This is a genomic window from Candidatus Dormiibacterota bacterium (assembly GCA_035635555.1).
In the GTDB taxonomy this organism is placed as follows: Bacteria; Acidobacteriota; Polarisedimenticolia; order Gp22-AA2; family Gp22-AA2; genus Gp22-AA3.
The window spans coordinates 135,709-162,245 of record DASQAT010000048.1; the positions used below are offsets into that span (position 1 = coordinate 135,709).

General features: G+C 67.9%; 16 protein-coding genes. 13 read left to right on the plus strand and 3 right to left on the minus strand.

Translation table 11 applies throughout. The features are described from left to right. Positions 1-139: 139 nt before the first annotated feature. Complete coding sequence (locus VEW47_15140) at positions 140-1,318, plus strand: pyridoxal phosphate-dependent aminotransferase (protein ID HYS06516.1); 1,179 nt, start codon at positions 140-142, stop codon at positions 1,316-1,318. Positions 1,319-1,586: 268 nt separating this feature from the next. On the opposite strand, the gene VEW47_15145 is transcribed toward VEW47_15140, so the two are convergent. Continuing rightward, positions 1,587-1,847, minus strand: coding sequence for a hypothetical protein (locus tag VEW47_15145; protein ID HYS06517.1), 261 nt, complete (start codon positions 1,845-1,847; stop codon positions 1,587-1,589). A 23-nt stretch (positions 1,848-1,870) separates the two neighbouring features. Beyond that, a complete protein-coding gene (locus VEW47_15150; protein HYS06518.1) occupies positions 1,871-4,636 on the minus strand; it encodes a multiheme c-type cytochrome in 2,766 nt (921 codons plus the stop codon). 206 nt (positions 4,637-4,842) lie between these two features. Here VEW47_15150 and VEW47_15155 point away from each other — a divergent pair, with 206 nt between their 5' ends. The 6 genes from VEW47_15155 to VEW47_15180 all read left to right on the plus strand — a co-directional run bounded on the left by VEW47_15155 (position 4,843) and on the right by VEW47_15180 (position 12,464). Then, positions 4,843-5,127, plus strand: a complete 285-nt coding sequence (locus tag VEW47_15155; GenBank protein ID HYS06519.1) for a hypothetical protein — start codon at positions 4,843-4,845, stop codon at positions 5,125-5,127. Between the two features lie 97 nt (positions 5,128-5,224). Further along, positions 5,225-6,124 (plus strand): DUF692 domain-containing protein, encoded by a 900-nt coding sequence (locus VEW47_15160; GenBank protein HYS06520.1) that lies wholly within the window; start codon positions 5,225-5,227, stop codon positions 6,122-6,124. Next, positions 6,121-7,071 carry a DNA-binding domain-containing protein gene (locus VEW47_15165; GenBank protein ID HYS06521.1) on the plus strand — a complete coding sequence of 317 codons (951 nt, stop codon included), beginning with the start codon at positions 6,121-6,123 and terminating at the stop codon, positions 7,069-7,071. The genes VEW47_15160 and VEW47_15165 overlap by 4 nt, the downstream gene beginning before the upstream one ends. Positions 7,072-7,140: 69 nt before the next feature. After that, positions 7,141-9,294 carry a prolyl oligopeptidase family serine peptidase gene (locus tag VEW47_15170; GenBank protein ID HYS06522.1) on the plus strand — a complete coding sequence of 718 codons (2,154 nt, stop codon included), beginning with the start codon at positions 7,141-7,143 and terminating at the stop codon, positions 9,292-9,294. Positions 9,295-9,304: 10 nt separating this feature from the next. Further along, entirely contained in the window at positions 9,305-11,329 is a 2,025-nt protein-coding gene (locus VEW47_15175) for a molybdopterin-dependent oxidoreductase (GenBank protein HYS06523.1), read from the plus strand. Positions 11,330-11,390: 61 nt separating this feature from the next. Beyond that, positions 11,391-12,464, plus strand: a complete 1,074-nt coding sequence (locus tag VEW47_15180) for a cytochrome c peroxidase (protein ID HYS06524.1) — start codon at positions 11,391-11,393, stop codon at positions 12,462-12,464. 18 nt (positions 12,465-12,482) lie between these two features. On the opposite strand, the gene VEW47_15185 is transcribed toward VEW47_15180, so the two are convergent. Beyond that, the gene (locus VEW47_15185; GenBank protein ID HYS06525.1) at positions 12,483-12,983 is read right to left on the minus strand and encodes a nuclear transport factor 2 family protein; all 501 of its coding nucleotides are present in this window, start codon (positions 12,981-12,983) and stop codon (positions 12,483-12,485) included. 93 nt (positions 12,984-13,076) lie between these two features. Here VEW47_15185 and VEW47_15190 point away from each other — a divergent pair, with 93 nt between their 5' ends. From VEW47_15190 to VEW47_15215, 6 genes are all read left to right on the plus strand, one after another. Next, positions 13,077-13,763: an aminotransferase class III-fold pyridoxal phosphate-dependent enzyme gene (locus tag VEW47_15190; GenBank protein ID HYS06526.1), complete on the plus strand. Its 687-nt coding sequence runs from the start codon at positions 13,077-13,079 to the stop codon at positions 13,761-13,763. After that, positions 13,760-14,416, plus strand: coding sequence for an aminotransferase class III-fold pyridoxal phosphate-dependent enzyme (locus VEW47_15195; protein HYS06527.1), 657 nt, complete (start codon positions 13,760-13,762; stop codon positions 14,414-14,416). Before VEW47_15190 ends, VEW47_15195 begins: the two co-directional genes overlap by 4 nt. Positions 14,417-14,438: 22 nt before the next feature. After that, a complete protein-coding gene (locus VEW47_15200) occupies positions 14,439-15,662 on the plus strand; it encodes an MFS transporter (protein ID HYS06528.1) in 1,224 nt (407 codons plus the stop codon). A gap of 131 nt (positions 15,663-15,793) precedes the next feature. Then, positions 15,794-17,098: a phosphoribosylamine--glycine ligase gene (locus VEW47_15205; GenBank protein ID HYS06529.1), complete on the plus strand. Its 1,305-nt coding sequence runs from the start codon at positions 15,794-15,796 to the stop codon at positions 17,096-17,098. 80 nt (positions 17,099-17,178) lie between these two features. Next, positions 17,179-18,498, plus strand: a complete 1,320-nt coding sequence (locus tag VEW47_15210) for an MFS transporter (protein HYS06530.1) — start codon at positions 17,179-17,181, stop codon at positions 18,496-18,498. A gap of 349 nt (positions 18,499-18,847) precedes the next feature. Then, the gene (locus VEW47_15215) at positions 18,848-26,299 is read left to right on the plus strand and encodes an FG-GAP-like repeat-containing protein (GenBank protein ID HYS06531.1); all 7,452 of its coding nucleotides are present in this window, start codon (positions 18,848-18,850) and stop codon (positions 26,297-26,299) included. Positions 26,300-26,537: the final 238 nt, after the last annotated feature.

The following is a 26,537-nucleotide window of genomic DNA, read 5'->3' on the forward strand; positions in this document are numbered from 1 at the left end:
AAACATCGCCTCGCATAGTGAAACCGGAACGGAGCGCCCCATCCGCCGTCCCGCGCGTCGCGGCGCGCCACGTATACTGAGCGCCATGTTCTCGCGCCGGTTGGCATGGCCCTGTCCGCCCAATCGCCTGTCGCGGCTCGTGGACGAGAAGAGTACGCGCGCCAGGCGCCTCTTCGACCTCACCGGATCGAACCCGACTCGCGCCGGTCTGTCGTACCCCGCCGAGGCGATTGCGGCGGCGCTCGCCGACGCGGGCGCCGCCCTCTACGAGCCCTCGGCGCGCGGCCTCGGGACGGCGCGCGCGGCGGTCGCCGAGGACGCGGCGCGGCGCGGCCGGCCGGTCGCGCCGGACCGGCTCCTCCTGACGGCGAGCACGAGCGAGGCGTACGCTCTCCTGTTCAAGCTGCTGGCCGATCCCGGCGAGACGGTCCTCGTGCCGCGGCCGAGCTACCCGCTGTTCGACTACCTGGCGGCCCTCGAGGGTCTGCGGGTCTCGACCTATCCGCTGGCGTTCGACGATCGCTTCTCGATCGATCTGGACGCCCTCGAGAGCCTCCTCGACGCTCGAGACACGGCACCCCCCCGCGCTGTCGTCCTGGTGAACCCGAACAACCCGACCGGGACGGCGCTGAGACGGGGGGAGCGGTCGCGGCTGCGGGAGATCTGCGGCGCTCGCGGCGTCGCTCTGATCTCGGACGAGGTGTTTCTCGATTATCTGGACCAGGACGAGGTCGACGCGGCCGCGCGCATCGGCGACCCGATGGTCTCCGCCGTGTCGGGCGGGGCGGGCGCCGCCGCCGGCCCCGCGGACGGCGCGCTCACGTTCACGCTCGGCGGGCTATCGAAGAGCTGCGGCCTCCCGCAGATGAAGCTCGGCTGGATCGTGGCGGACGGCCCCGGGGCTCTCGTGAGCGAAGCCCTCGAGCGGCTCGAGCTCATCGCCGACACGTACCTGTCGGTCGGGACGCCGGTCATGCGCGCGGCGGGGCGTCTGCTCGAAATCGGCGCGGCCATCCGGTCCGCCATCCGGCGGAGAGTCGCTGAGAACCTGGAGGCCCTGCGCGGGCGGCTGAACCCCGGGTCGGCCTGCCGGCTGCTCCGGCGCGACGGAGGCTGGTACGCCGTCCTGCAGGTGCCGGCGACGGCGCCCGAGGAGGACCTGGTGCTGACGCTCCTGGCCGAGGACGACGTCCTGGTCCACCCCGGCTACTTCTTCGACTTCCCGCGCGAGGCGTACCTCGTCCTGAGCCTGCTCCCTGCCCGCTCCGATTTCGACGAGGCGGTGCGGAGGATCCTGGCGCGCCTCGATCGCCGCTGACGGCAAAAGGGCCGCCCGTCGGCACAGGCGGCCCTCCCCCCACCCTGAGCCACGAACCGTCGGGGCCACGAACGGGCGTGGTCCTTGATCCGGACGCGGCTCAGGAGCGATCCCGAAGGTCCATCCTCATCTCGTGTCGTTCGTGAAACGGTAGTACGGCGCCGGGACATATACGACCGCCTCCCCGGGCCTGTCAAGAAGAATTGGAGGAACGGATTGGGGAACGGACGGGCCCGCGGGAGTCGCGGGCCCGTCCATCAACAGGGGGCTACAGGCACTTGCTCGTCTGACAGGTCCCGCCGGAGAGGGTGCAGTAGAAGCCGTGGTCCGCCCGGCACCCCTTCTTGCCGCCGCAGGAGTTGTTCGGGCAGTTGATCGGGACGGCGTAGGTCGAGCCGATCGAGACGCTCGACAGCGCCGAGACGTACGGATTATGCGCCGGCACGGACGGCGCCAGCGCCGCCAGCACGAGCGCGGTCACGGCGACGATCGCCAGGAATCTCGCGGAGTACTTGATGAGCATCGACATCGGAGGGCCCTCCTCGTATCGGTTCACTGCTCGAAATAATCATGCTTCACCTTGGGCAGTCGTTCCTCGTACACGAAGTGATCCGAGTGATCCGGGGTGTGGCACTCGAGACAGACCTTCGCCGGGACCTCGCGGCGGATGTTGTCCTTGGCCGGTGAGGAGGCGTGCGCGGCCCCGGGACCGTGGCACACCTCGCACTGCACGTTGGCGAGCAGCGCCTCGGGCATCCCCAGCCGGTAGCCGTGCGGCGTGCCGAACCCGACGACGTGGCACACCACGCACTTCGGCTGGAAGTGGCGGTGCCGGTCGAGGAGCGTCTTGTAGGCCGAGGCGTGCTTGGTGCGGCGCCACTGCGCCATCTCGGCGGCGTGGCACTCGGCGCATTTCGCGGCGCCGACGTAGTCTCCGCTGCGGCGCGCCGGATCGTCCGCGAAGAGGGGGGGCACGGCCTCCTGTGCCGCGGCCAGCCTGCCGACCCGATCGTAGAAGCGGTTCAGGGTCTCGCGCACCCGCGGGTCGTCCGGCGTGTCCTCGTAGAGCCAGTGGTCGCCGAATTCGGCCGAGGCGATCCGGCCTTGAGCGTCGAGCCCCAGACGGACGCTGCTCAGGCCGTAATTGGTCAGGCTCGAGTAGGCCACCAGCATCCGACCGACGAACCCGGGCTGATCCTCGGGGTGGATGTGCTCCTCCTTGCCGTCGATCTTCGCGGGAGCGCGGTACTCGCTCGAGATGACCGCGTCGAGGCCGGGCACGGAGGCGGCCACCGTCCGAATCGTGTAGGGAGTGAGGCGCCCGATGGCGACCACGAGATCGGCCTTCGTCCTGAGGGACGGGACCACGCGTTTCAGCGTGTCGATCGGATCGTCGAACGCCAGCGACTGGGTGTTCTCCTCGAACAGGGCGGTGGCGGTCTTGCCGTACGGAGGCTCGAACACGCCGATCAGCCCCACGCGCACCCCGTTCGAGCGCAGCACGAGCGTCGCGGGTGCGACCGGCTTCCCGTCGTTCCGGATGTTGGCCGCCAGGAAAGGAACGCTCAGTCCGCGCGTCTGCTCCCTGAAGTAATCGAGTCCAAATGTGAGCTCGGTCGTGCCGACGGCCGCCGCCTGGTACCGCATCATGTCGAGCGTGCCGAGGTAGAGCGCCTGCTCCTGCCGGGTCAGGAAGTCGAGCTCGAGCTGTTTCTCGGGCCGGACGAAGGCGCTGCCGACGTCGAGCAGGAGGGCCTGCGGGTCCCCCTTCCGGAGCGCCGCCAGGGCGGTCGAGCGGCGCGCCACGCCACCGGACTGGTTCACCTTGCAGCCGCAGTTCTCGAGGTATCCCTGCGTGTCGCCGGTGAACAGAAGCGTCAGCCGCCTGGTCACGGGGCCGGCGGGCGGGTCGGGCTGCGGCTGTGTCGGCGCGAGCGTGTAGGCCCGCCCGAGCGGGATGATCTCCCGGCCCTGCACGTAGCGCGTGCGGAACTCGGCGCGGAAGTCCGGGTGGACCTGGGGGACGATCGACCAGAACGAGGGGGCGCGGCTGCGGCCGAAGACGGTGGGCAGGAGCGCGTCCAGCGTCTCCTTGCCGCCGCTCCCGCCGCGCAGCTCGTGGTCGAGGTGGGCCAGGACGAAGGGGGCGCGCGCCTCGGTCTCGATCCGGTGCGCTCCGGCGCTCGAGTAGATCTTCTCGAGGTCGGGCTCGACGCCCAGCACGCCGATCGACAGCAGGTAGCCGACCGCCAGGCTGCGCGTCACCTCCTCTTCCGGGATCAGCCCCGCGGCGGCCACCGCGCGCCAGGAGTACAGCTGCTTGACGCCGTCCACGAGCCAGTACTCCTCGGGGCGGGCGACCTCGGTCCTGTACGGGGCGTGACGCACGTATGCCTCGATGAGCGACATCGCGAACGTGTGCAGCCGGTCGGCGGTCAAGGGGGCCAGCGTCCCCCCCTGCCCGGTCCCCCAGCCCTCCCCGGCGATCTCGTCGCCGGTCGGTGCCTTGGGGGCCACCACCACGAGGTACTCGGGCCCCAGGTCGCGTCCGAACAGGCCGTGCACATACCGCGCCGCCGCCTCGAGACCCTTGGCTGCGCGCTCCTCCTGCTCCGCGGGGATGTCCGCCTCGAACGCGAGGCGGCAGCGCGTGCCGCCGAGATCGAAGGATCTCTCGTGGAAACGGCCGAAGCCGACTGCAGCCGAGACCAGGTGCTCCGCGGCGAGCGTCCCGCCGACACCCGGACGGAAGGCGTCGCCGGCTTTCGCCCACGGCGCCCGCGCCTCCCAGCCCTGCGGCAGGTCGAACGTCACCGACAGGTCCCGCAGCCTCTCCGCGGGGTCCGGCAGGAGGAACAGGTCGCGCCCGACCGTGAAGCCGAACTCTTTCCCGAAGTACCCGTGGCAGCGGCCGGTGAACCCCATGTGGCTGTCCCCCTCGCGTGTCCCGGTCCTCACGGTGTAACGCACCACGAGCGTCGGGGGGAGCGGTCCGTGCAGCACGATCCGGGGGATGTCCAGGGTGCGGTTGTTGAACGAGGCGTTCTCGATCGTCGTGGCGGCCGCGATCGGGGCTCCATCCGCGCCGGCGGCCGAGATGTCCTCGATCTTGAGCACGCCGGTCGTCGCGAACCCGCGCAGTTCGAGGCCCTTCGACGGCGCCCCCTGGATCCGCATGGTCACCGCCAGGCGGTCCGGCTGCCCTTCCGCCCGCGCCGGGGCGACTGTGAACGCCACGGCGGGAGGACGCTGGCAGCCGGCCAGAAGAGGCAGCGCCGGAACGAGGAGGACGATCGCGAGTCTGTTTCCCGGAGACAAGGCTTCTCCTGTGAGACGGCTCGAACCGGCCAGAGGCCCGGGGTGGCAGAAGCCGTTGTTATTGACCGGAGCCCGGCCGTTTGTCAACCGGGGGGCGGGGCCGCCCCCGGTTTGTCAGGGTCCCGGTCGTTGTGTATACTCCGGCACCTTCCGTGGGGCCATGGTGGTCCCACGGGTGTCCACGCAGCAGCAAGGAGGACAGAAGGATGATCGGCAAGAAGGCTCTGGGCTTCGTCGTTGCGGCAGCGGTCGTCGGCATGCTCGCGGGCGGTCACCAGTTCGCGGCTGAGGGGAAGAAGGACTCGGGCAAGACCGTGAAGTGCTCGGGCGTCAACTCGTGCAAGGGCAAGGGCGAGTGCGCCTCCGCCGACGGCAGCCATGCCTGCGCCGGCAAGAACGAGTGCAAGGGCAAGGGCTGGGTGAAAGTGAAGAGCGAGAAGGAGTGCACGGATAAGGGCGGCACCGTGATGAAGGAAGAGAGCAAGGGATAATCCGCCCCGGCCCGCCCGGCGGGCCGCCTGACTGATTGTCCGCGGACGGCCCCGGGCCGCGATCCGGCCCGGGGCGTCCGGTTCCCCCACCCCGAACATGAGTCCTGGTCAAGTTCATTCCCGCCCCGCCTTTCTCGGCCACGGCGTCGGCCTGAGACGCGACCATTTCGAGCGCGTCCTGTCGGGGCCCGCCGGCGTCGACTGGTTCGAGGCGATCTCCGAGAATTTCATGGTGGACGGCGGACGGCCGCTCGATGTCCTGACCCGCGTCCGCGAGCGCTACCCGATCGTCCTGCACGGCGTGGCGCTGTCGATCGGCTCGACCGACCCTCTGGACGAGTCCTACCTCGACCGGCTCGACCTCCTGGCGAGGCGCTTCCAGCCCGCCTGGATCTCCGATCACCTCTGCTGGACCGGTGTGAACGGACGGCAGGCGCACGATCTCCTGCCGCTGCCGTACACCGAGCAGGCGCTCGACCACGTCGTGGGCCGCGTGCTGCGGGTGCAGGAGCGCCTGGGGCGTCCCATCGCCCTGGAGAACGTCTCCAGCTATGTGGGGTACCGGCACTCGGCCATGCCGGAGTGGGAGTTCCTGGCCGAGGTGGCCCGCCGCTCCGGCTGCGGCATCCTGTTGGACATCAACAACATCTACGTCAGCGCCAGGAACCACGGCTTCGACCCGCAACACTATCTCGATGGAGTTCCGCCCGGTGCCGTCTGGCAGTTCCACCTGGCCGGACACTCGGACAAGGGGACGTATCTCCTCGACACGCACGATCACGCAATCATCGACGAGGTCTGGGCTCTGTACCGCGCCGCGGTCCGGAGGTTCGGCGCGGTCTCCTCGCTCATCGAATGGGACGACAGGATCCCGTCCTTCGAGAGGCTCGAGGAGGAGTCCCGGCGCGCCCGGACGATCCAGAACGAAGCGCTCGACCCGGCGACGATGAAGCTCCCGGCCGCCGCGGCGACCGGACGGAAGGAGACCTCTCCGTGAAGGCCGGCGGCCTCCCCGACCTGCGGCGGACGCAGGAGCTGTTCTGGACCCTGATCACGGCGCCTGAGGGGGTGCGCCCGGCGATCGAGGATCTCGGCCGTCGCGGCGTGGTGGACGAGCGCGGCCTCGAGGACCTGTTCACGGGCGACCAGCGTCTGCCGGCGTTGGAGCGCCTGGACATCTACGCCAACATGTATTTCTACCGGCTGCTCGACTGCCTGGCGGAGGACTTTCCGAAGGTCCTGGCCGCCCTCGGGCCGGCGCGGTTCCACAATCTGATCACCGACTACCTCCTGCGTCATCCGTCGGAGCACCCGTCGCTGCGCCACCTCGGGAGCCGCCTGCCCGTGTTCCTCGCCTCGCATCCGCTGTCTGTCGAGCTCCCGTGGGTGTCCGACCTGGCGCGGCTGGACTGGGCGCGGGCCGACCTGTTCGACGCGCGGGACGCCGTGCCGCTGTCCCGCGACGCGCTGGCGCGGCTCCCGCAGGATCACGCCGGCGAGGCGCGCTTCTCGATCGTGCCGGCGTTCGCCCTGCTGCGCTTCGAGCACGAGGTGGTGGGATACTGGCGCCGTCTGGAGGAGATCGAGGCCGCGGGGAGTGACGACAGGCCGGCGCACGGCGGCGCCACAGGGAATGCGGCGCGGGAGAGGACGGAGGCGGACGCCGCCTCGGACGGGGAGCACGAGCGGCACGATCGCCCCGACCCTCCGAAGCGCAGGAGCACGGCGGCGCGCGTCTGGCGCAAGGACTTCGTCGTCTACCACCGCAGCCTCGACGAGGACGAGGTCCGCTGCCTGGAGCTGGCCCGGGCGGGGGAGAGCATCGCGCGAATCTGCCAGGGGCTGGCGGCGGGCCGCAGCGTGGCGAAGGCCACCGAGCGCGCGGGCCGGATGATCCAGGGCTGGCTCGACGACGGCATTCTCGCGGGCGTGACGCTTCCCTGACCGGCCTGCCCGCTCACAGACGAGGCTCCCGCGTGGCGCAGTTGCACGATCACCAGGAGAGGTGTTGCGATGACGACATTCATGAGAGGAGCGCGGCGTGTCACGCCGCGGCTGGCCCTCGTCCTGATCGCCGCTCCGCTGCTTCTTCCGCCGGCGCCGTCTTGCGCCGCGGGCGACGTCGCTGAGCCGCCCGTGACCCGGACCGACGAGGTCGTGGACGACCTGTTCGGTGTCTCGATCCCCGACCCCTATCGCTGGCTCGAGGACGGCTCCAGCGCCGAAGCGCGCACCTGGGTCGAATCGCAGAACGCCTACACCCGCAAGATCCTCGACACACGCCCCGGCCGGGGCGCGACGCGCGACCGCCTGGCGCGGCTCCTGTCGATCGGCACGCTCACGGCGCCGACTCCCAGGGGAAGCCGCTACTTCTACACGCGCCGCGAGGGGGAGCAGAACCAGCCGATCCTGTACGTCCGCGACTCGCTCGTGGGGAAGGACCGGGTTCTGGTCGACCCGAACGCGCTCAGCGCGGACGGCACGGCCGCCATCGACTGGTGGTACCCGTCGGAGGACGGCGCCCTTCTCGCCTACGGCGTGTCGCTCAGCGGCGACGAGAAGAGCACCCTGCATGTCCTCGACGTGAAGACGGGCAAGGCGCTCGAGGACGTCATTCCCCACACGCGCTACTGCAGCCTCGGATGGCTGCCGGACAACAGCGGCTTCTACTACACCCGCTACCCGACCCCGGGAGAGGTCCCGGCCGGCCAGGAGAACTACAACCGGCACGTCTTCTTCCACCGCCTCGGTGTCGACTGGGCGAAAGACCCGGCGATCTTCGGCGCGGCGCGCAAGCCGGAGGAGATCATCGAGTTCAGCGTCTCGCCGGACGGCCGCTACATGGTGGTGTGGGTGCTCGAGGGCTGGTCCCGGTCCGATCTGTACGTCAAGGATCTCAAGACCGAGGGATCGCAGTTCGTTCCCGTGGCGGAGAAGATCGACGCGCTGTTCCAGGGGGAAGTGGTCGACGGCACCCTGTACCTCCTGACCAACTGGGAGGCGCCGCGCTACCGGCTGTTCGCCGTCGATCCGAAGAAGCCCGGGCGCGCCGCCTGGAAGCCGCTGATCCCGCAGACCGACGCGGTCCTGAGCGAGGTCCACGTGGTGGGCGGCCGGATCCTCGCGCTCTACCTCAAGGACGCAGCGTCGCGTCTCACGGTGTTCGGCAGCGACGGAAAGAAAGTGCGCGACATCGCGCTGCCGTCGCTCGGGACGATCGAGAAGGTGGACGGCCGTCACGACGGACAGGAGGCGTTCTTCGGGTTCTCGTCGTACACCGTGCCGCCGACCGTGTACCGCCACGACCTCAAGACCGGGGCCGTCACGCTCTGGGAGCAGGTCAGGACCGACCTCGATCTCTCGGGTCTCGACGTCGACCAGGTGTTCTACCGCTCGAAGGACGGCACGCGCGTGCCGATGTTCGTGGTGCACCGCAAGGGTCTGCGCCTGGACGGCGGGAACCCGACGGTTCTTTACGGCTACGGCGGCTTCAACATCAGCCTGACGCCGGCCTTCTCGCGCGCCGTCGTGCTGTGGCTCGAGCGCGGCGGGATCTATGCCGTGGCGAACCTGCGGGGCGGCGGGGAGTACGGCGAGGACTGGCACCGCGCCGGCATGCTCGATCGCAAGCAGAACGTCTTCGACGATTTCATCGCGGCCGCGTCCTGGCTCATCGAGCAGAAGTACACGCGCCCGGATCGCCTGGCGATCTACGGCGGCAGCAACGGCGGGCTCCTGGTCGGCGCGGCCCTGACCCAGAGACCCGACCTGTTCCGCGCCGTCGTGTGCGCCGTGCCGCTCCTCGACATGCTGCGCTACGAAAACTTCCAGATCGCCCGGTTGTGGGTGCCGGAGTACGGCTCGGCCGCGAACGAGAAGCAGTTCCGCGTGCTGCGCGCCTACTCCCCCTACCACAACGTGAAGGACGGCACGGCCTACCCGGCGGTCCTGCTCGAGGCGGCGGAGAGCGACAGCCGGGTCGACCCGATGCACGCGCGCAAGATGGCGGCGCGCCTTCAGAAGGCCACCTCCTCGAAGCAGCCGGTCCTCCTGCGCATCGAGACCAAGGCCGGACACGGCATCGGCAAGCCGCTCACCAAGGTCGTCGACGAGGCGGCCGACACCTGGACGTTCCTTCTCTGGCAGCTGGGTCTCGAGACGCGGTAAGATAATTGGCATGCCCGTCCTGGATTCGGTCTGCCCGCTCGACTGCCCCGACCGCTGCAGCCTCGAGGTGAAGGTCGAGGACGGGCGCGTCGTGTCGATCACCGGCAGCCGCGTCCACGCGCTCACCGACGGGTTCATCTGCGCCAAGGTGCGTGATTATCCGCGCCGGCTGTACGGGCCGGATCGCCTCCTGCACGCGCTGCGCCGCAGCGGTCCGAAGGGGACAGGGCGCTTCGAGCGCCTGTCCTGGGACGAGGCGATCGCGACGATCGCGCGCCGGTTCGCGGAAATCCGCGCGCGCCTTGGAGGCGAGGCGATCCTGCCGTTCTCCTACGGCGGGTCGAACGGTCTTCTGACCCAGGGCACCACCGACGAGCGTCTGTTCCGATCGCTCGGCGCCTCGCGCCTGGCGCGGACCGTGTGCGCGGCGCCGACCACGGCGGCCGCCGAGGCGCTGTACGGCCGCATGGCGAGCGTCGATTTCCCCGAGTTCGCGCAGGCGAAGTTCATCATCGTCTGGGGCGCCAACCCGAAGCACAGCAACATCCATCTGATGCCGTACCTGAAGGCGGCCCGTCAGGCGGGGGGGCGCGTGGCGCTGATCGATCCGCGGCGGACGATGTCGGGGCAGTACGTCGACCTGCACCTGCCGATCTTCCCGGGCACCGACGGGGCGGTCGCCCTGGCGATGATCGGCCACCTGGATCGGATCGGCCTCGTCGACCGCGCCTTCCTCGAGACGCACACGGTCGGCTGGGAGAACCTCCTGGAGCGGGCGCGCTCGTGGACGCTGGGGCGCGCCGCCCGGCTCGCGCGCGTCGAGGCGAAGGAGATCGCGGCGATCGCCGAGGGGTTCGCGTCCGCCGACCCGGCGCTGGTCCGCTGCGGCTGGGGGCTGGAGCGCAACCGCAATTCCGAGTCGTCCGTGGCGGCCGTCCTGGCCCTGCCGGCGGTGGCCGGCAAGTTCGGCAAGCCGGGCGGCGGCTACGCCCTGTCCTCGTCCCCGACGTACGACGTGGACGAGTCGCGGCTCATCGGAGTGCCCGAGGCCCGGACGCGCCTCATCAACATGAACCGCCTCGGCCGCGTCCTTCTCGAAGAGAGCGACCCGCCGATCGAGGCGCTGTTCGTCTACAACGCCAATCCGGTCGTCACCGTCCCGGACCAGAACCGCATCGTGAAGGGGCTCGAGCGCGAGGACCTGTTCACCGTCGTCTTCGACCAGGTGATGACCGACACGGCGCTGTACGCCGACATCGTCCTCCCGGCCACGACCTTCCTCGAGCATACCGAGCTCTCCACCTCGTACGGCACCTATGCCGTGATGCTGGCGGAGCCCGTCATCGAGCCGCAAGGGGAGTCGAAGCCGAACGAAGAGGTCTTCGGCCTGATCATGCAGGCGATGGGGATCGAGGACCGGGCGCCGCGCGGAGAGGCGCTGGTGCGCGAGGCGCTGGCCTCGATCGGCGGCCCCGTGGCGCCGGGCGACGAAGGCGCGGAGCGGGCCGACGGGAGGGGGCGCCTCGAGCGCCTGCGGCGCGACGGTCTCCTGACCTTCGACTTCCCGGGGCCGCGCCCGGTCCAGTTCGCGACCGTGTTCCCGAAGACCCCCGGGCGCAAGGCCGACCTGTGGCCGGCGGCCCTCGGAACGGACCCGTACGTCATCCTCGACGACCCGGCCGACCGACGCCATCCGCTGGCCCTGATCTCGCCCGCGACCGACAAGACGATCTCCTCGACGCTGGGCGAGTTCAACCACGACGACGTCCGCCTCCAGATGCACCCGGAGGACGCGGCGCCGCGACGCCTGCGCGAGGGCCAGCCGGTGCGCGTCCACAACGACCTCGGCGAGGTCGTGGTCCCCCTGCGTCTCAATCCCGACGTGCGCCCCGGGGTGGTCTATCTGCCCAAGGGGATCTGGAACCGGCACACGAAGAACGGACGTGTCGGAACGGCTCTCGTGCCCGACACCGTCTCCGCCGTCTCCGGCGGCGCGTGCTTCAACGACGCCCGCGTGGAGGTCGGTCCCGCCTGATCGGATCGTCCGGCCCGGCGGCGCGCTCGTGCTATGCTCCGCGCGGGAAGGGGAGCGATACATGAGGCAGCCTGTTCCGGCGGGCTTGTTGGCGACATTCCTGGTGATCGGCTGCTCGGGCGCGCCGAAGGAGCCGCCGAAATCTCCGGTCAAGTCCCCTCCCGGCGAGACCCTGACCTCGGAGGACTTCAGCATGGTCCTGCCGCTCGGTCTGCAGGCCGGCGCGGCCTACGTCCCCGACAAGAACCCGATCACGAAGCTGAAGATCGAGCTCGGCCACAAGCTCTATTTCGATCCGCGGCTGAGCAAGGACGGCACGACCTCCTGCGCCACCTGCCACGCGCCCGAGAAGGGGTTCTCCGACGGGCGGCCGACCTCGCTCGGCGTCGGCCGCCAGCCCGGCTCGCGCAACGCCCCGACCGTGATCAACCGCCTGTTCAGCAAGGAGCAGTTCTGGGACGGGCGCGCCGCCGATCTCGAGGACCAGGCGCTCGGCCCGATCCAGAACCCGATCGAGATGGGGCACACGCTCGAGGGGATGATCTCGAGCGTCGAGGCGATCCAGGGGTACGCCCCCGAGTTCCAGGCGGCGTTCGGCAGCCCCGGCGTCAACGCCGACAGGGTCGCCATGGCGATCGCGACCTACGAGCGGACCGTGCTCGCCGGCGGCTCCCCCTACGATCGCTACCAGGCGGGGGACAAGACGGCCCTGAGCGAATCGGCGGTGCGCGGCATGAACCTGTTCACCGACGCGCAGAAGGCCAACTGCGTCACCTGCCACGCCGGCTTCAATTTCACCGACGAGTCGTACCACAACCTCGGCGTGGGGATGGACAAGCCGAACCCGGACTGGGGCCGCTTCGTCGTGACCAAGAACGATTTCGACAAGGGGGCCTTCAAGACGCCGACCCTGCGCAACGTCACCCAGACGTCGCCCTACATGCACGACGGCAGCGAGACGACGCTCCTGGAGGTCGTCAACTTCTACGACAAAGGCGGGTTCAAGAACCAGTGGCTGTCGAAGGAGATCAAGCCGCTCCACCTGTCCGACCAGGACAAGGCCGACCTCGTCGCCTTCCTCGAGGCGCTGACCGGCGAGGTGAGCGGCAACGACCGTCCGGCCCTGCCGCAGTAGGAGCCCGCACCGGCTCCGTCACTTCTTCTGCGCGTCGTCCGGGGCGGGCGAGTCGTGCAGGTGCACCACCTGCCAGCGGCCGTTCCTCTTGAACAGCACGTCCGTCTCCTGGTGCCAGCTCGCGACGATGGTTCCGTCGGGCTGGCGCATCTTCGTGTAGATGCGGTAGGCGGCGACCGCCGCGTCGTTCGCCTCTGAGACGTGGTAGGCGGGGTCGGCCCACTTGACCTCGAGGATCTTCGTGCCGTCCGCGAGCTGCTTCTCCCAGTAAGGCCTGTAATCCGCGATGTCGAGACGACCCTGCTCCCAGTACTGGGTCATGTCGTCCGCGTAGAATCCCCAGTACGTCTTCCAGTCGTTCGCCTCGTAGACCTTGTTGAACCGATCGGTGAAGTCCTTGACCTCCGCCAGCGTCTTCTCGCCGGGGCCGGCGGTGGCGGCGCCCGCGACGAAGGCGAGACCGGCGGTGAGGATGAGAGCGGCGGCGAACAGGATCGATCGCTGAGATGGCCGGGACATGGGGTCCTCCTCGATGAAAGCCCAGGGACGCTGAGAGTATCACGCACGAACGGGGCGGCCGCTGTCTGATAGAATGCCCTGTCTGAGGGGGATATGCCGAATCGTGAAACCACGAAGAAGCCCGCGGACGGCGGGGCCGCGCGGGGGACGGAGACCGCCCTGAGCGCCGCCGAAAAGCACCGGCGCTACCTGTTCCCCTGCGTCACCACCTATTACGACGAGCCGCTGACGCTGGTGCGCGGCGAAGGACTGCACGTCTGGGACGACGCGGGACGCCGTTACCTCGACTGCTTCGCCGGTGTCCTGACCGTGAGCGTCGGGCACTGCCACCCCGAGGTCACGGACGCGATCGTCCGGCAGGTCCAGACGCTCGTCCACATCTCGAACCTCTACGCCAACGCGCCGCAATCCGATCTCGCGGAGGCGCTGGCGCAGGTGCTGCCCGAGGGACTCGACCGGTTCTTTTTCACGAACTCCGGCACCGAGGCCGACGAGACGGCGGTCGCGCTGGCCCGCGTCTTCACCGGCGTGCAGGAAGTGGTCGTCCTGCGGTACGGCTACTCCGGGCGCTCGATGATGGCGGTGGCCGCCTCCGGACAGGCGCCCTGGAAGCAGTTCGGCAACCCGGTCCCGGGATTCGTGCACGCCGTCGCCCCTTACTGCTACCGCTGCCCGCTCAAGCTGACCTATCCGTCGTGCGACGTCGCCTGCGCCAAGGACGTCGAGGAGGTCACCAGACGACGACCTCAGGGCGCGTCGCCGGGATCCTTGCGGAGGTGATCATCGGCTCGGGCGGCTTCATCGTCCCCCCCAAAGAATACTTCCAGATCGTCGCCGCGATCGTGCGCAAGGCGGGCGGTGTGTTCATCGCCGACGAGGTGCAGACCGGCTGGGGGCGCACCGGCCGGATGTTCGGCATCGAGCACTACGGCGTCGTTCCGGACATCATGACCTTCGCCAAGGGGATGGCGAACGGATCCCCCATCGGAGCCACCGCCACCACAGGAGCCATTGCGGCGGCCCTCAAGCCGCTGTCGTTCTCGACCTTCGGCGGGAACCCCGTGACCTCGGCCGCGGCGCTCGCCACGCTGCGCGTCATCCAGAAGCAGAGGCTCGCGGACAACGCGCGCCTCATGGGGGATCGCCTGAACGCCGGCCTGCGCGACATGCAGCGGCGCCACCCTGTCATCGGCGACGTGCGCGGGGTCGGACTGATGCAGGGCGCTGAGCTGGTCAAGGAGAACAAGGTCCCCGATCCGCAGGCCGCCGCGCGCGTCCTCGAGGGGACGCGCCGTCGCGGCGTTCTGATCGGCAAGGGCGGACTGTGGGGAAATGTCCTGCGCGTCGCGCCACCGCTCACCGTCACCGAGCCGCAGATCGACGAGCTGATCGCCGCCCTCGACGAATCGTTCGCCGACCTGTCGCGATCCTGACCCGTCCGACAACCGAGCCTCCATGCGAAGCGACCCCGGGGTCACCGAATCGGTGTCGGCGGGACTGCCGGCCGCGGCCGGCGCCCCGGCGGCCGGCATGCCGCTGCTCGGCGGCCCCGCCTCGGCGCTCGCCCTGGCGCTCACGATGTTCGTGGAGGCGGTCGGCTACGGAGTGGTGGCGCCGACGCTCCCGTTCCTGGCGCGGACCGCCGGGGCGGGCGAGGCCCAGATCGGGTTCCTGGTCGGTCTGTACGCCGCCGTCGGTCTGGTCGCCGGGATCCCGTTCGGGGCGCTGGCGAACCGCTTCGGCAGGCGGAGTCTCGTCCTGGTGGGGCTCGGCTGCCTGACGGTCTCCTCGTTCGGCTTCGTCTTCGCGCCGACCTACGGCTGGCTCGTCGCCGCCCGGTTCGTGCAGGGACTCGGGGCCGTCGCCATCTGGGTCGGAGCGCTGACGATGGCGGCCGACCTCAGTCCCGATTCGCACATGGGACGGACGATGTCGTGGATCACCGGCTCCTGGTCGCTCGGATTCGTCGTCGGACCGGCGCTCGGGGGCCTGGGCAGCGTGCGTTTCCCGTTCGTCCTGTACGCCGTGCTTTCGCTGGTGGCCTTCGTGGCCGGCTGCGTCGCCCTGCCCGAGACGGGGCGTCTCGGCGTGCGCACGACGCTGGCGGGCATCCTGAAGGTCTTGCGGCTCCCCGCGGTGCTGGCGTCGGCGGCCGCGACCTTCGCGCTGGCGTTCTTCTACGGGGCCACGGAGGCGTTCCTGCCGCTCCTCGCCGACCAGATGAACGTCAGGAGGATCGGCATCGGCTTCCTGTTCGCGGTCGCGGGTCTCCCGAGCGTCGTCCTGCCCCGCCTCGCGGGTCTCATCGCCGACCGCGTCGGCGACGCGCGTCTCATCCTCTGGGGACTGGCGTACGCCGCGCTCCTCAACGCGTCGTTCCTCGCGCTGACGGGCGTCCTGCCGCTGTGGACCCTGTTCTTCCTGTTCGGGCTGGTCGAGGTGCTGATCTACGTGCCCGCGGTCGCCCTCCTGAACCGCGGGCTGCACAGGGACGACCGCGGCTTCGCCACCGGCTCGCACAGCTACGCGTTCTCGGCCGGCTTCTTCCTCGGCCCGCTCATCGGCGGGCTGCTGATGCCGCTGGGCGGCTACGCGCTCCTGTTCACGACGCTCACCGTAGTGATGCTGGCCGCGATCGCCGCCCTCCTCGCTTTGCGCGGCCGGCTCAAAACCGCCTGACGATCGCGATCTCGTCTTGCCAAGCGCCCGCGAAGGGGTTACCTTTTGCGTGAAAGCGAGACAGCGTGAAGGACAACAACCAGAAGAACCACGACGTCGAGAAGGTCGCCGAGCCCGCAGCACCGCCGGACATACCGAAGGAAGTCCCGAAGCCCGCCGTCACCCGCTTCCTGTTCATCTCCAAGTTCGCCCTCATCCATGACCTCGCCTGGCAGGTGCGGAAGGAAGGATTCGAGGTCAAGTACCACATCATGTCGAAGGCGGACCGAGACGTCGGCGACGGCTTCGTCGAGAAGGTGGATCGCTGGGAGGACTTCAAGGACTGGGCCGACGTCATCGTGTTCGACGACTGTGAGTTCGGGACGCTGGTCGAGAAGCTGCGCAAGGAAGGGAAGGCGGTCATCGGCGGCACAAGCTACACCGACAGGCTCGAGATGGACCGCGATTTCGGCCAGGAGGAGATGAAGGCGGCCGGCATGACGACCCTGCCGCGCTGGGAGTTCACCTCGTTCGACGCGGCCGCCGCCTTCGTCCGGGAGAACCCCGGCCGCTACGTGGTGAAGCCGAGCGGGCGGGCGCAGAACGAGAAGGTCCTGTCGTTCGTCGGCCAGGAGGAGGACGGCCTCGACGTCATCTCGATGCTCGAGCACTACAAGAAGGGCTGGGCCTCCAAGATCAAGGTGCTCCAGCTGCAGAAGTTCGCCAATGGTGTCGAGGTGGCGGTCGGAGGGTTCTTCAACGGCACCGATTTCACCCTGCCGGTGTTCATCAATTTCGAGCACAAGCGGATGTTCAACGACGAGATCGGCCCGCAGACCGGCGAGATGGGGACCTCCGGCTTCTGGTCCGGCCCGAACCAGCTGTTCAACAACACCCTTCTCAAGATGAAGGATCGCCTGGCCGCCGCGGCGTATACCGGCTACATCGACATCAACTGCATCGTCAACTCGCGCGGCATCTACCCCCTCGAGTTCACCTGCCGGTTCGGCTATCCGACGATCAACCTCCAGATCGAGGGGGTCCTGTCCAAGTGGGGCGAGTTCCTCCCGGCCATGGCGCGGGGCGAGCCGTTCAACCTGCGCACCAACCGCGGCTTCCAGATCTGCGTCGTCATCGCCGTGCCGCCGTTCCCGTTCATCGACCCGGACTCCTTCCGCAAGTTCTCCGAGGACGCCGTGGTCCTGTTCAAGAAGCCGATGTCCGAGGGGATCCACCCGGGGGACGTGCGGCTCGTCGAAGGGGACTGGCGCCTGGCCGGGAACTCCGGCTACGCCGTCGTCGTGACCGGCTCCGCCTCGACGATGGACGACGCCCGCCGCGAGGCCTACAACCGTGTGAAGAACATCATGATCCCCAACATGTTCTACCGCACCGACATCGGCGAGCGCTGGCACCGGGAGGGGGATCTCCTCCAGACCTGGGGATATCTGTCCTGACGCCGTATCATTATTAGTAGCCTCCCTTGACTTCACGCCGTCGATAACCATATTGAAATCGCGGTCGGATCGAGGAACGGATGACGCTCCGCAAGAAACTGTTCTGGATCTCGGTCTTCTACTTCGCCCAGGGGATGCCGTTCGGCGTCGTCCTCGACGTCCTGCCGGTCTACTTCCGCCAGAACGGCGTGTCGCTCTCGGAGATCGGCTGGATGGGCGCGCTGACCCTCCCTTGGACGATCAAGGTGTTCTGGTCCCCGATCCTGGACCGTTACTGGGAGCGCCGCACCTGGGTGACGATCTGCTGTTTCGCGATGGCGCTCATCATGTTCACCATCCCGCTCCTGGACGCCTCGCACCCCGACCTGATCCTCTGGACTCTTCTGATCGCCTTCACCGTCTCGTCCGCCACGCAGGACATCGCCATCGACGCCTTCAGCATAGGGGTTGCGGCCAAGGGGGAAGAGGGGAAGATCAACAGCCTGCGCGCCGGTCTCTACCGCGTGGGGGTGATCGTGGGGGGCGGCGCCACGATGTACCTTGTCGCGCCGCTCGGCTGGACCTGGGTCTTCCTCGGCCTGGCGCTGGCGTTCACGGTGATGGCCGTCGCGGCCCTCGCCGCGCCCACCGTGCAGGTCGTCCACCAGCCGCCGCGCGAATGGGCCCGGGGTTTCGTGGCGTTCCTCAGCCGCCCCGGCTCGATCGCGATCTTCGCCTTCGTCTTGATCTATCGTATGGATTTCGTCGCGGTCGGCCCGATGATCAAGCCGTTCTGGCTCGACCGCGGCATGACACCCAATGAGATCGGCACCATCTCGACCAACGTGGGAATGGCGCTCGGAATCCTGGGGGCCGTCCTCGGCGGCCTGTTCACCTCCCGCTTCGGCATTTTCAAGGGACTGTGGATCCTCGGCATCGCGCAGGCGCTGCCGAACCTCGGCTACGCCGCCGTCGCGCAGTTCAGCCTCGGCCGGCCGTACCTCTACGCTGTGTCGATGGGGGAGTCGTTCGGCGCGGGTCTCGTCACGGCCGCGTTCCTGTCGTTCCTGATGCGCATCAGCGACAAGCGCCAGGCCGCGACGCAGTACGCCCTGCTCACTGCGTTGTATGCGCTGCCGCGCTCGCTCCTCGCCCCGGTCGGCGGCAAGATCGCCGACCTCTACGGCTACCCGACGTTCTTCTTCTGGACCTTCCTGCTGGCGATCCCGGCCTACGCGCTGCTGCCGTGGGTGTACCGGTGGATCGGGCCGAACGGGCGGCAGCACAGCAACGAAGGCGCAGCGATTGCTGAAGGTCAGGGCACTGAATACACCTCTGGCGCGGGCGAATCGTCGGACACATCCGGCGAGCCTGGGGATGCGGCAGCCAGACATCGCCCCGCCTCCGCGACGGTTCGATAAGGTCCAACGCTCCCCAGGGTAAGCGCAGACAAGTCCCGCACGAAAATCCCCAAGATTCAAATTTCAGTTCCACTCGAGGCCAATTCGCCGTATATGTATCGGCAGGCTCGGGGCGTCCCACTCATACTTCATCCATCCTGCACGGGGGGGGTGCCGGCAGGTCGAGGCGCACATGAATCAGCCCTCTCGTCCTGTGGGTTCGAGCAGATCCCTCTCTCCGTCAGCGGGCCTCGCCGTGCTGGCGCTCGTCCTGTCGCTGGCTCTCGCGACCGGACCGTCATCGGCATCCAACCCCTCCCCCCTGCTTTTCCCCAATCCGGTTCTGTCTGGGGTTTCTCACCCGGCAGCGATGCTCGCCGCCGATTTCAATCTCGATGGCGTTCCGGATCTGGCCGTCCTGAGCCAGGGTCCGTTGTTCTCGTCGGGAGAGGTGGAAATCTTCATCGCGAACGGGGACGAGACGTTCGCCCCGCTGCCCGGTCTGGCCCTCGCCACGACGTCGTCGGTGATGGCGTCGGCCGATTTCAACGGCGATGGGAAGCCGGACCTGGCGGTTGCGGACCAGGTGTCGAACGTGCCGGTCGTTTCGATCTACCTCGGCCGGGGGGACGGCTCCTTCATGTCACCCGTCCAGACCACCGTCGATCGATCGCCCAACATCATCGTGACGGGAGATATCAATTCCGACACCCATCCCGACCTGATCCTGCTCCAGCTTTGCGCCGATTCCGCGTGCTCGAACGGGAGTGTCTCCGTATTCCCCGGACGCGGCGACGGGACGTTCGCCCCGCCCTCTCTCTTGCCGGTCGGGCCCAGGCCCGTCGCCGTGGTCGTCGGGGACCTGGACAGCGACGGGAAAGCCGACATCGTCGCGGTCGTCGACGGGGGTCTGTCCGTGTTCATCGGCGATGGGACCGGGGGATTCCATTCCAGCACGATGGCGCTCTTCCTTGCCCGCGTGACCTGCGCTGCCGGTGCCGACTTCAACGCCGACGGTCACCTGGATATCGCGATGGCGACCTCCCAGGGGCAGATTCAGTTGCTGGCGGGCCGCGGCGACGGGACGTTTGACCTGCCATCGCCGGCATACTCCGCGGGGTTTCCCGCGGTCTGTCTGGCCGCCGACATGGACTCGGATGGGACGCAGGATTTCTTGACGGGCGACCAATCGAACAACACTGTAAGCGTTTTCCCTGGACAGAGTGGCGGCGGTCTTCGTTATTCGTACCCTGACATTCTGACCGGGAGCGTCCCGAGTTCCCTGGCGGTGGCCGATTGGAACCGCGACGGCAGACCGGACTTGGCGGTCGCAAATCTCGCGTCCAGCAATGTCTTCATCCTGACAGGCAAGGGGGACGGGACGGTCGAACAGATTCGACCTGTGTCTTTCGGCGGCACGCCCGTGTCGATCGCCTCGACCGATCTAGACGGTGACGGTCGGACCGACTTGGCCGCCACGGCCGGAGCTCTCTTCTACCCCCTGCTCTCGAACGGCGACGGAACCTTCCGAGGGTCCGGGGGGTTCTCTCTCAATACGAGCGTCGATGCCATCGGCATCGCCGATTTCAACCGCGATGGCCATAAGGACGTTGTCTTCATGTCACGGCATCGCAGGTTTATCTTCGTCGAAGCCGGACGCGGCGACGAATTTTTCGCACCGCTCCCTGGATCCGGCGCCACCGTCCCGGAAACGGCGATCGCCATGGCGGTGGGGGACCTCAACGACGACGGCGCCCCGGACGTGGTGACCGCGAACGGCGGAACCCCCCTCACGGCTCCGCCGACCTTGCGGAACACGATTTCCGTTCTCCTGGGACGGGGCGACGGAACCTTCATGCCCCAGGTTCGCTACACGAGCGGCACCGCGCTCGTCTCCGTAGCCGTCGGGGATCTCGACGGCGATCGACGAGTCGATGTCGTCGCGGCCGACAGCACGGGCAACCAGGCCGTCATTTTCCCGGGACAGGGTGATGGGACACTTGGATCGCCCAGCCTCATCCCGCTGGGTGGATCACCTGCGTTTGTTGCGCTGAACGATCTCAACTCGGACGGGCGGCTCGATCTTGCCGTTCTTCTTCCCGATCTCTACGGAATCGTCACCGAGGTCGACGTCATGTTGGGACGGGGCGACGGCACGTTCGAACCGCCGGCAGAGTATTCGCTGCCCGGTTCCTCGCGCGGCCTCGCTGTGGCTGACGTGAACGGCGACGGTGTACTCGATCTCGCTATCGCCGACAGCGTCGCGGGGGACGTCCCGGTTCTCCTGGGCCGCGGCGACGGAACTTTCACGCCCGGTGGACGCTACGCCGCGGCGGCCGGCGCCTCCGGCATCCTTGCGGCCGACTTCGACGACGACACCCGGGTCGATCTGGTCATCGCGCACTGGAAGGGGGTGTCCGTCCTCTTCAATCATGGCTCGTACCCCGACAGCGACCACGATGGCGTAGAGGACCGCGTCGATACCTGTACCGATGTCGATGGAGACGGGTATGGCGAACGGGGCTTCCCAGCGAGCACCTGTCCTCGTGACAACTGCCCCTATCTGGCCAACCCTTCCCAGTCCGACCGGGATGCGGATGGTGTCGGCGATGCGTGCGACAACTGCATCTCCGCCAACAACCCGTCGCAATCCGACCGGGACCGGGACGGTCTTGGAGACGCATGCGATCTCTGCACCGATCCGGATGGCGACGGATTCGGGGAGCCCGGTTATCCGGCCAATACTTGTCCCACCGACAATTGTCCGTTCCTGCCGAACGCCTCGCAGGCCGACGCGGACGGAGACGGGATAGGGGACGCCTGCGACAACTGCGCCGCCTACAACCCGTCGCAGCAGGACTTCGATCACGACGGTGTCGCCGATGCCTGCGATCCGTGCACGGACACCGACCGGGATGGATTCGGCAATCCGGGTTTCCCTGCCAATACCTGTCCGGTCGACAACTGTCCTGCCTATCCCGACAGCAGCCAGACGGACACCGACGGTGATGGTGTGGGGAATGTGTGTGACAACTGCCCGTCCGTGTCGAATCCCTCTCAGCAGAATTCGGACCTCGATGGCGCAGGTAATGCGTGCGACATCTGCCCGTTCGATCCATTGGATGATACCGACCGCGACGGTGTCTGTGGAGATCTAGACGTCTGTCCGGATGTGCCCGATGCCGAACAGCGCGACCGGGACGGTGACGGGCGGGGGAATCTGTGCGACAACTGCCCGGATGTGCCAAACCCGACGCAGAGTGACGGTAACGCCGATGGGCTCGGTGACGCGTGCGAACCGGCGTTCGCGGGGGCGCTTTTCCCCGCTCCCGTCTTCGAGCTCGGAGGGTTCATTCCGTCCTATCTCCAGCTCGTGGACGTCCTGGGGGACGGCCACTTGGACGCGATCGTCGCGAATCTGGATGTCAGTGGTCCATTCGGCTTCAGCGTTTCAATCATGCAAGGTGACGGTGACGGGACGTTCCAGCTGAAGGAGCAGATCCTGCGGGGGACCTCCACGGCCGTGGGAGATTTCAACGACGATGGGCGAAACGATCTGGTGGTGGGAAGCGGTCCCAGGGAGATCAGGCTCTACCCGCGTACCCCCTCCGGATCGCTGGGAGACTTCATCGCGATCCCATTGCCCATCTTCCCACCATACGCCGTCGCGGCGGGCGATTTCAACAAGGACGGAAAGGAAGACATCGCGGTCTCCGGTCTGTTCACCGATGCTGGCGCCCTCGCGGAGATCATGATCCTTCTCGGCCGTGGCGACGGGACGTTCGATCCCTCCGTCCTGTTCAATGCTCAGGGTCAGATCGGGTCGTTGAGGGTCGTCGATCTGAACCGGGACGGCGCCGCAGACCTCGTGACCCTCCCCGATCTCCGGGCCAATGCATTCCCCAGGGAGGTCCTGGCCTTTCCGGGAAAGGGGGATGGCACGCTCGGACATTCCTATTCTCTCGGAGCGATGCCGTCCTCGCTGGCGTTCGCCGACGTGAATGGCGACGGCGCACCCGATCGGGTCTCCTCCAATGGAGAAGTACGTGTCGCGCTGAATCACGGTGACGGAACCTTTGCACCGGACTCGATCGTCCTGCAGGGGGGGAACGGCCCTGTCGCGACCGGGGACCTCGACGGGGACGGCAGGATCGATATAGTGGTAAGCAGATTCTTTGCCAACGAGCTTGTGATCCTGCGCGGTCTCGGCGACGGCACGTTCGAGGTAGCCAGACACTTCCCCTCCGGTCTGCGGCCTGCCGAGCTGGCGGTCGGGGATGTGAACGGAGATGGCAGGCAAGACGTCACGGCGCTTTCCGGCGGTCCCCAGTTCCTTCAGGCGGGCAATCTCGCGGTGTTCCTGAGTCAGGGAAATATGACCCTGGCGGCACGACACGACGAGCCGGCCGGGTCGGGTCCGCTCGCCGTCGCCGTGGCCGATTTGAACGGCGACGGAGCCCGCGACCTCGTCGTGTCCAATTCCGGCCTGGGCAATGAGTTGAATGATGGCAGCGTTTCGATCCTGATCGGCAGGGGAGACGGCTCGTTCGACCAACTCCCCGGACCAAAAGTGGGCAGCAATCCTCTGTCCGCGGTTGTGGCCGACTTGAATGGCGACGGCAGAGAGGACTTGGTCACCGCCAACTTTTTCTCTTCCGATCTTTCGGTTCTCCTCGGTCGTGGCGATGGAACATTCCTGCCGGAGACGCGCGTCGCGGCGGGACAAGGACCGTCCATAGCCGCGGCTGCGGACCTCAACGGGGACGGCAGGCAGGATCTCGCCGTCTTGAACGGGTACGGGGGGTTCGGGTCGACAGACGTTTCCGTCCTCCTGGGACGCGGTGACGGCTCCTTCGAGCCCGAGACGCGTCTGCAGTTTGCCGACCCGGACGATGGCTCCGCCTTCATTGCGGCCGAGGACCTGAACCACGATGGAAAGAAGGATCTGGTTGTCGCGAACTCCGGCACCAGCAGCATTTCCGTCCTGATGAGCCGGGGAGATGGAACCTTCGAGGCGCCCGTCAAGTATGACGCGGCGGGATTCCCCTCGTCGATAGCAACCGCCGATTTCAATGGGGATGGGGCCAGCGATCTCGCCGTGTCCGGTGGAGGCATCCCGTTCAACCTCGGGACGAACGACGTCACGGTTCTTCTGGGCCGTGGTGATGGCACATTCCTGCCGGGGTCCCAGCTCCATGTCGGACGGTTCGCCGCATCGATCAGCGTCGGGGACTTCAATTCCGACGGCCGGCCCGATTTGATCGTCGTCGATTCCGAGGGGAAACTTCAGAGCGTATTTGGCGAGGTCGCCCTCTTCCTTGGCAAGGGAGATGGGACCTTCGGCCCACGTCTGCGCTTCGCGGCCGATCCGATGGCGGACTTCGTCGCCACGGCCGAATTCAATGGAGACGGCAGCCCCGATCTCGCGATCGCGAATCTTGGAGGTCCGGGGACCGTGTCGATCGTCCTGAGCATGAGGAGTCTCGCTGACAGGGACGGCGACGGTGTCCCCGATGCCGAGGACCTCTGCACGGACACCGATCACGACGGCTACGGCAATCCCGGTTTCCCCGCCAACACCTGCGCCGCGGACAACTGCGTATCCGTGTTCAACGCGTCCCAGATCGACACGGACGGCGACGGGGCAGGGGACGCGTGCGATAAATGTCCGCGCGACCCGTTCAACGACCGGGACGGGGACGGCGTCTGTGGCGATGTCGACAACTGTCCCGGTCCGAATCCCGATCAGATCGATTCGGACGGGGACGGTCACGGGAACGCCTGCGACAATTGTCCGACCGCCGCGAACGCCGATCAGACCGACTCGAACCATGACGGCTTCGGAGACGCCTGCGAGCCGACCCTCTCTCTTGTCGGGTTTCGACATTCAGGGGAGACGCTCGAAGTCGAAGTGACCGCGACCAACCCACTGAACATCCCGCTGCGTGGGTCGCTGGAGATTCTGGCAACCGGTGAGGACACCCTGGTCCTGCCCGACCTGCTGGCGGGGCTGGATTGCAGCCAGGGCTTTCTGCCATCTGGTGTCCCGGACGAGGGGATCGGATTCACCAACGGCGTGGCTGGAGCGCCATTCCTATTCGACCTCGGAGGCTTCCTAGGCTGTGGCGACCGGCACCCCGATTACCTCCTCGCCCCAGGAATGTGCAATGGCCCGACGGCGGCGTTCGACACTTCGATGTCCCTCGTCGATCTCAGCCTGCCCGCGCCGATCTGCATTCGACCGTATGGCTCCGGGGCCGGCGGTCTCGACATGCTCATCGACAGCTTCGACGAGACGACACTGACGATGAGAGAGCCGGCGGTCTCCATTCTGCGACTGACGCTCGACTCGGGTCTGCCGTCGCAGGTGGACATCGCGACGCTCCGGACCGGCAGACACTACCTCCTCACGATCATGCTGACCGACGGAATCACGCCTCCCATCGGCGTGGAGGGGACCTTCCAATCGCTGGGTGAGTCGCGGATGGTGTTCGTTGGACCGAACAGTCCTCCGCGCGCAGTGATTACATCGGCGGCGACGGTCGAATGCTCGGGCCCGGCGGGCAGTGTGGTCACGCTCGACGCGTCGGCTTCGACCGACCCCGACTCGACACCCGGGACGAACGATGACATTGTGTCGTATGAGTGGTTCCGGGACCCTGGACAACCCGACGAGCAGCCGTCGGGTTCAGGTGCCGTGCTCAACGTGAGCCTGACTCTCGGCGCGCACACGATCGAGCTGCGGGTGACAGACTCGAAGGGACTGACGGACACGACCCAGAAGGTCGTCACGGTTGTGGATTCATCCCCACCTCATTTGATCTGTCCGGTCGCGGCGAGCACTGAGTGCACGACTGCCGACGGGGCGCAGGTGCAGGTCCTGGCGACCGCGTCGGACGCCTGCAGCTCCACGGTCACCATCACGGGCAGCCGCTCCACGGGAGCGGACGCCTCGGGGATCTACCCGCTCGGGACGACACCCGTGACGTTCACCGCGAGGGACGCGACAGGCAACACGGCGACATGCACGACACATGTCACGGTGCGCGACACGACGCCGCCCCTGTTGACGCTGGCGGCCTACCCGTCCGTCCTCTGGCCGCCCAACCACCGCCTGGTGCCGGTGAGGGTCGGCTGGCAGGTGAGCGACCGGTGCGATCCGGCGGCGACGGCGCGTCTGGTCTCGGTCGTGAGCAGCGAGCCGGACGACGCGCCCGGGGACGGCGACGGCCGGACCACCGGCGACGTCATGGGCGCCGACGTCGGCACGTCGGACGGCGAAGTCCTGCTGCGAGCGGAGCGATCGGGCGACGGGCCGGGTCGGTCGTACGAGCTGACCTACGCGGCCAGGGATGCCTCGGGAAACAGCGCCTCGGCCCTCGCCGTGGTGACTGTGCCGCACGACCTGGGAGAAGGGCCTGACCCGGTGAGCCTGCGGCTCGAACCGGGCGGGGCGGCGGGTCTGGCGCGCGTGTACTGGAGCGCCGTGAGCGGGGCGCAGGCCTACGACGTGATCGCAGGAGATGTCGCGAGCCTGAAGGTGGACGGGAACCGGATCACGCTGGGGGCTGTGCGTGTCCCGGCGCGGCTGATCACGTCGGCCTCCTTCACGGAGGGGGTCGGGTCGCCCGCCGCGAGCGCGATCCCGCCGGCGGGCCGGGCCTTCTTCTACCTGGTGGACTACCGGGTGGGTCGCGGCACGAGCGGGTTCGGCACGGAGGCGGTGCCGCTGCCGCTCGAGCCGGCATCGTGCGACGGCGGTTGTCCGGGGGAAGAAGACAATCTCATCTCCTCGGGCGGCGGGGCGCCGAAGCGACGCTGAGTTGTGGGCCTGATCGAAAATGTCAAAATAGCAATTGCATGCGAGTGTGACTCGCGGTACATTCCCCGCAGCCCGACCGAGGAGAAGGGCCGGGGACTCAAGCCGCAGAGACCCCCCTCAGTTGAAGTGCCTCACAGTCCCGCAACATCTCGCCGCCGTGATCGCTGTACGCAGTCGTCGCAGAGTTCTCGGAACAGGAATCTGATCGCTGTCGCCGCAGACAAGGCAGGGCCGGGGT

Excerpts from the sequence above, each read along its gene's own strand:
- VEW47_15145 (HYS06517.1), bottom strand. The coding sequence starts at position 1,847 with ATGTCGATGCTCATCAAGTACTCCGCGAGATTCCTGGCGATCGTCGCC.
- VEW47_15155 (HYS06519.1), top strand. The coding sequence starts at position 4,843 with ATGATCGGCAAGAAGGCTCTGGGCTTCGTCGTTGCGGCAGCGGTCGTC.
- VEW47_15160 (HYS06520.1), top strand. The coding sequence starts at position 5,225 with ATGAGTCCTGGTCAAGTTCATTCCCGCCCCGCCTTTCTCGGCCACGGC.
- VEW47_15170 (HYS06522.1), top strand. The coding sequence starts at position 7,141 with ATGACGACATTCATGAGAGGAGCGCGGCGTGTCACGCCGCGGCTGGCC.
- VEW47_15175 (HYS06523.1), top strand. The coding sequence starts at position 9,305 with ATGCCCGTCCTGGATTCGGTCTGCCCGCTCGACTGCCCCGACCGCTGC.
- VEW47_15180 (HYS06524.1), top strand. The coding sequence starts at position 11,391 with ATGAGGCAGCCTGTTCCGGCGGGCTTGTTGGCGACATTCCTGGTGATC.
- VEW47_15185 (HYS06525.1), bottom strand. The coding sequence starts at position 12,983 with ATGTCCCGGCCATCTCAGCGATCGATCCTGTTCGCCGCCGCTCTCATC.
- VEW47_15190 (HYS06526.1), top strand. The coding sequence starts at position 13,077 with ATGCCGAATCGTGAAACCACGAAGAAGCCCGCGGACGGCGGGGCCGCG.
- VEW47_15200 (HYS06528.1), top strand. The coding sequence starts at position 14,439 with ATGCGAAGCGACCCCGGGGTCACCGAATCGGTGTCGGCGGGACTGCCG.
- VEW47_15210 (HYS06530.1), top strand. The coding sequence starts at position 17,179 with ATGACGCTCCGCAAGAAACTGTTCTGGATCTCGGTCTTCTACTTCGCC.
- VEW47_15215 (HYS06531.1), top strand. The coding sequence starts at position 18,848 with ATGCTCGCCGCCGATTTCAATCTCGATGGCGTTCCGGATCTGGCCGTC.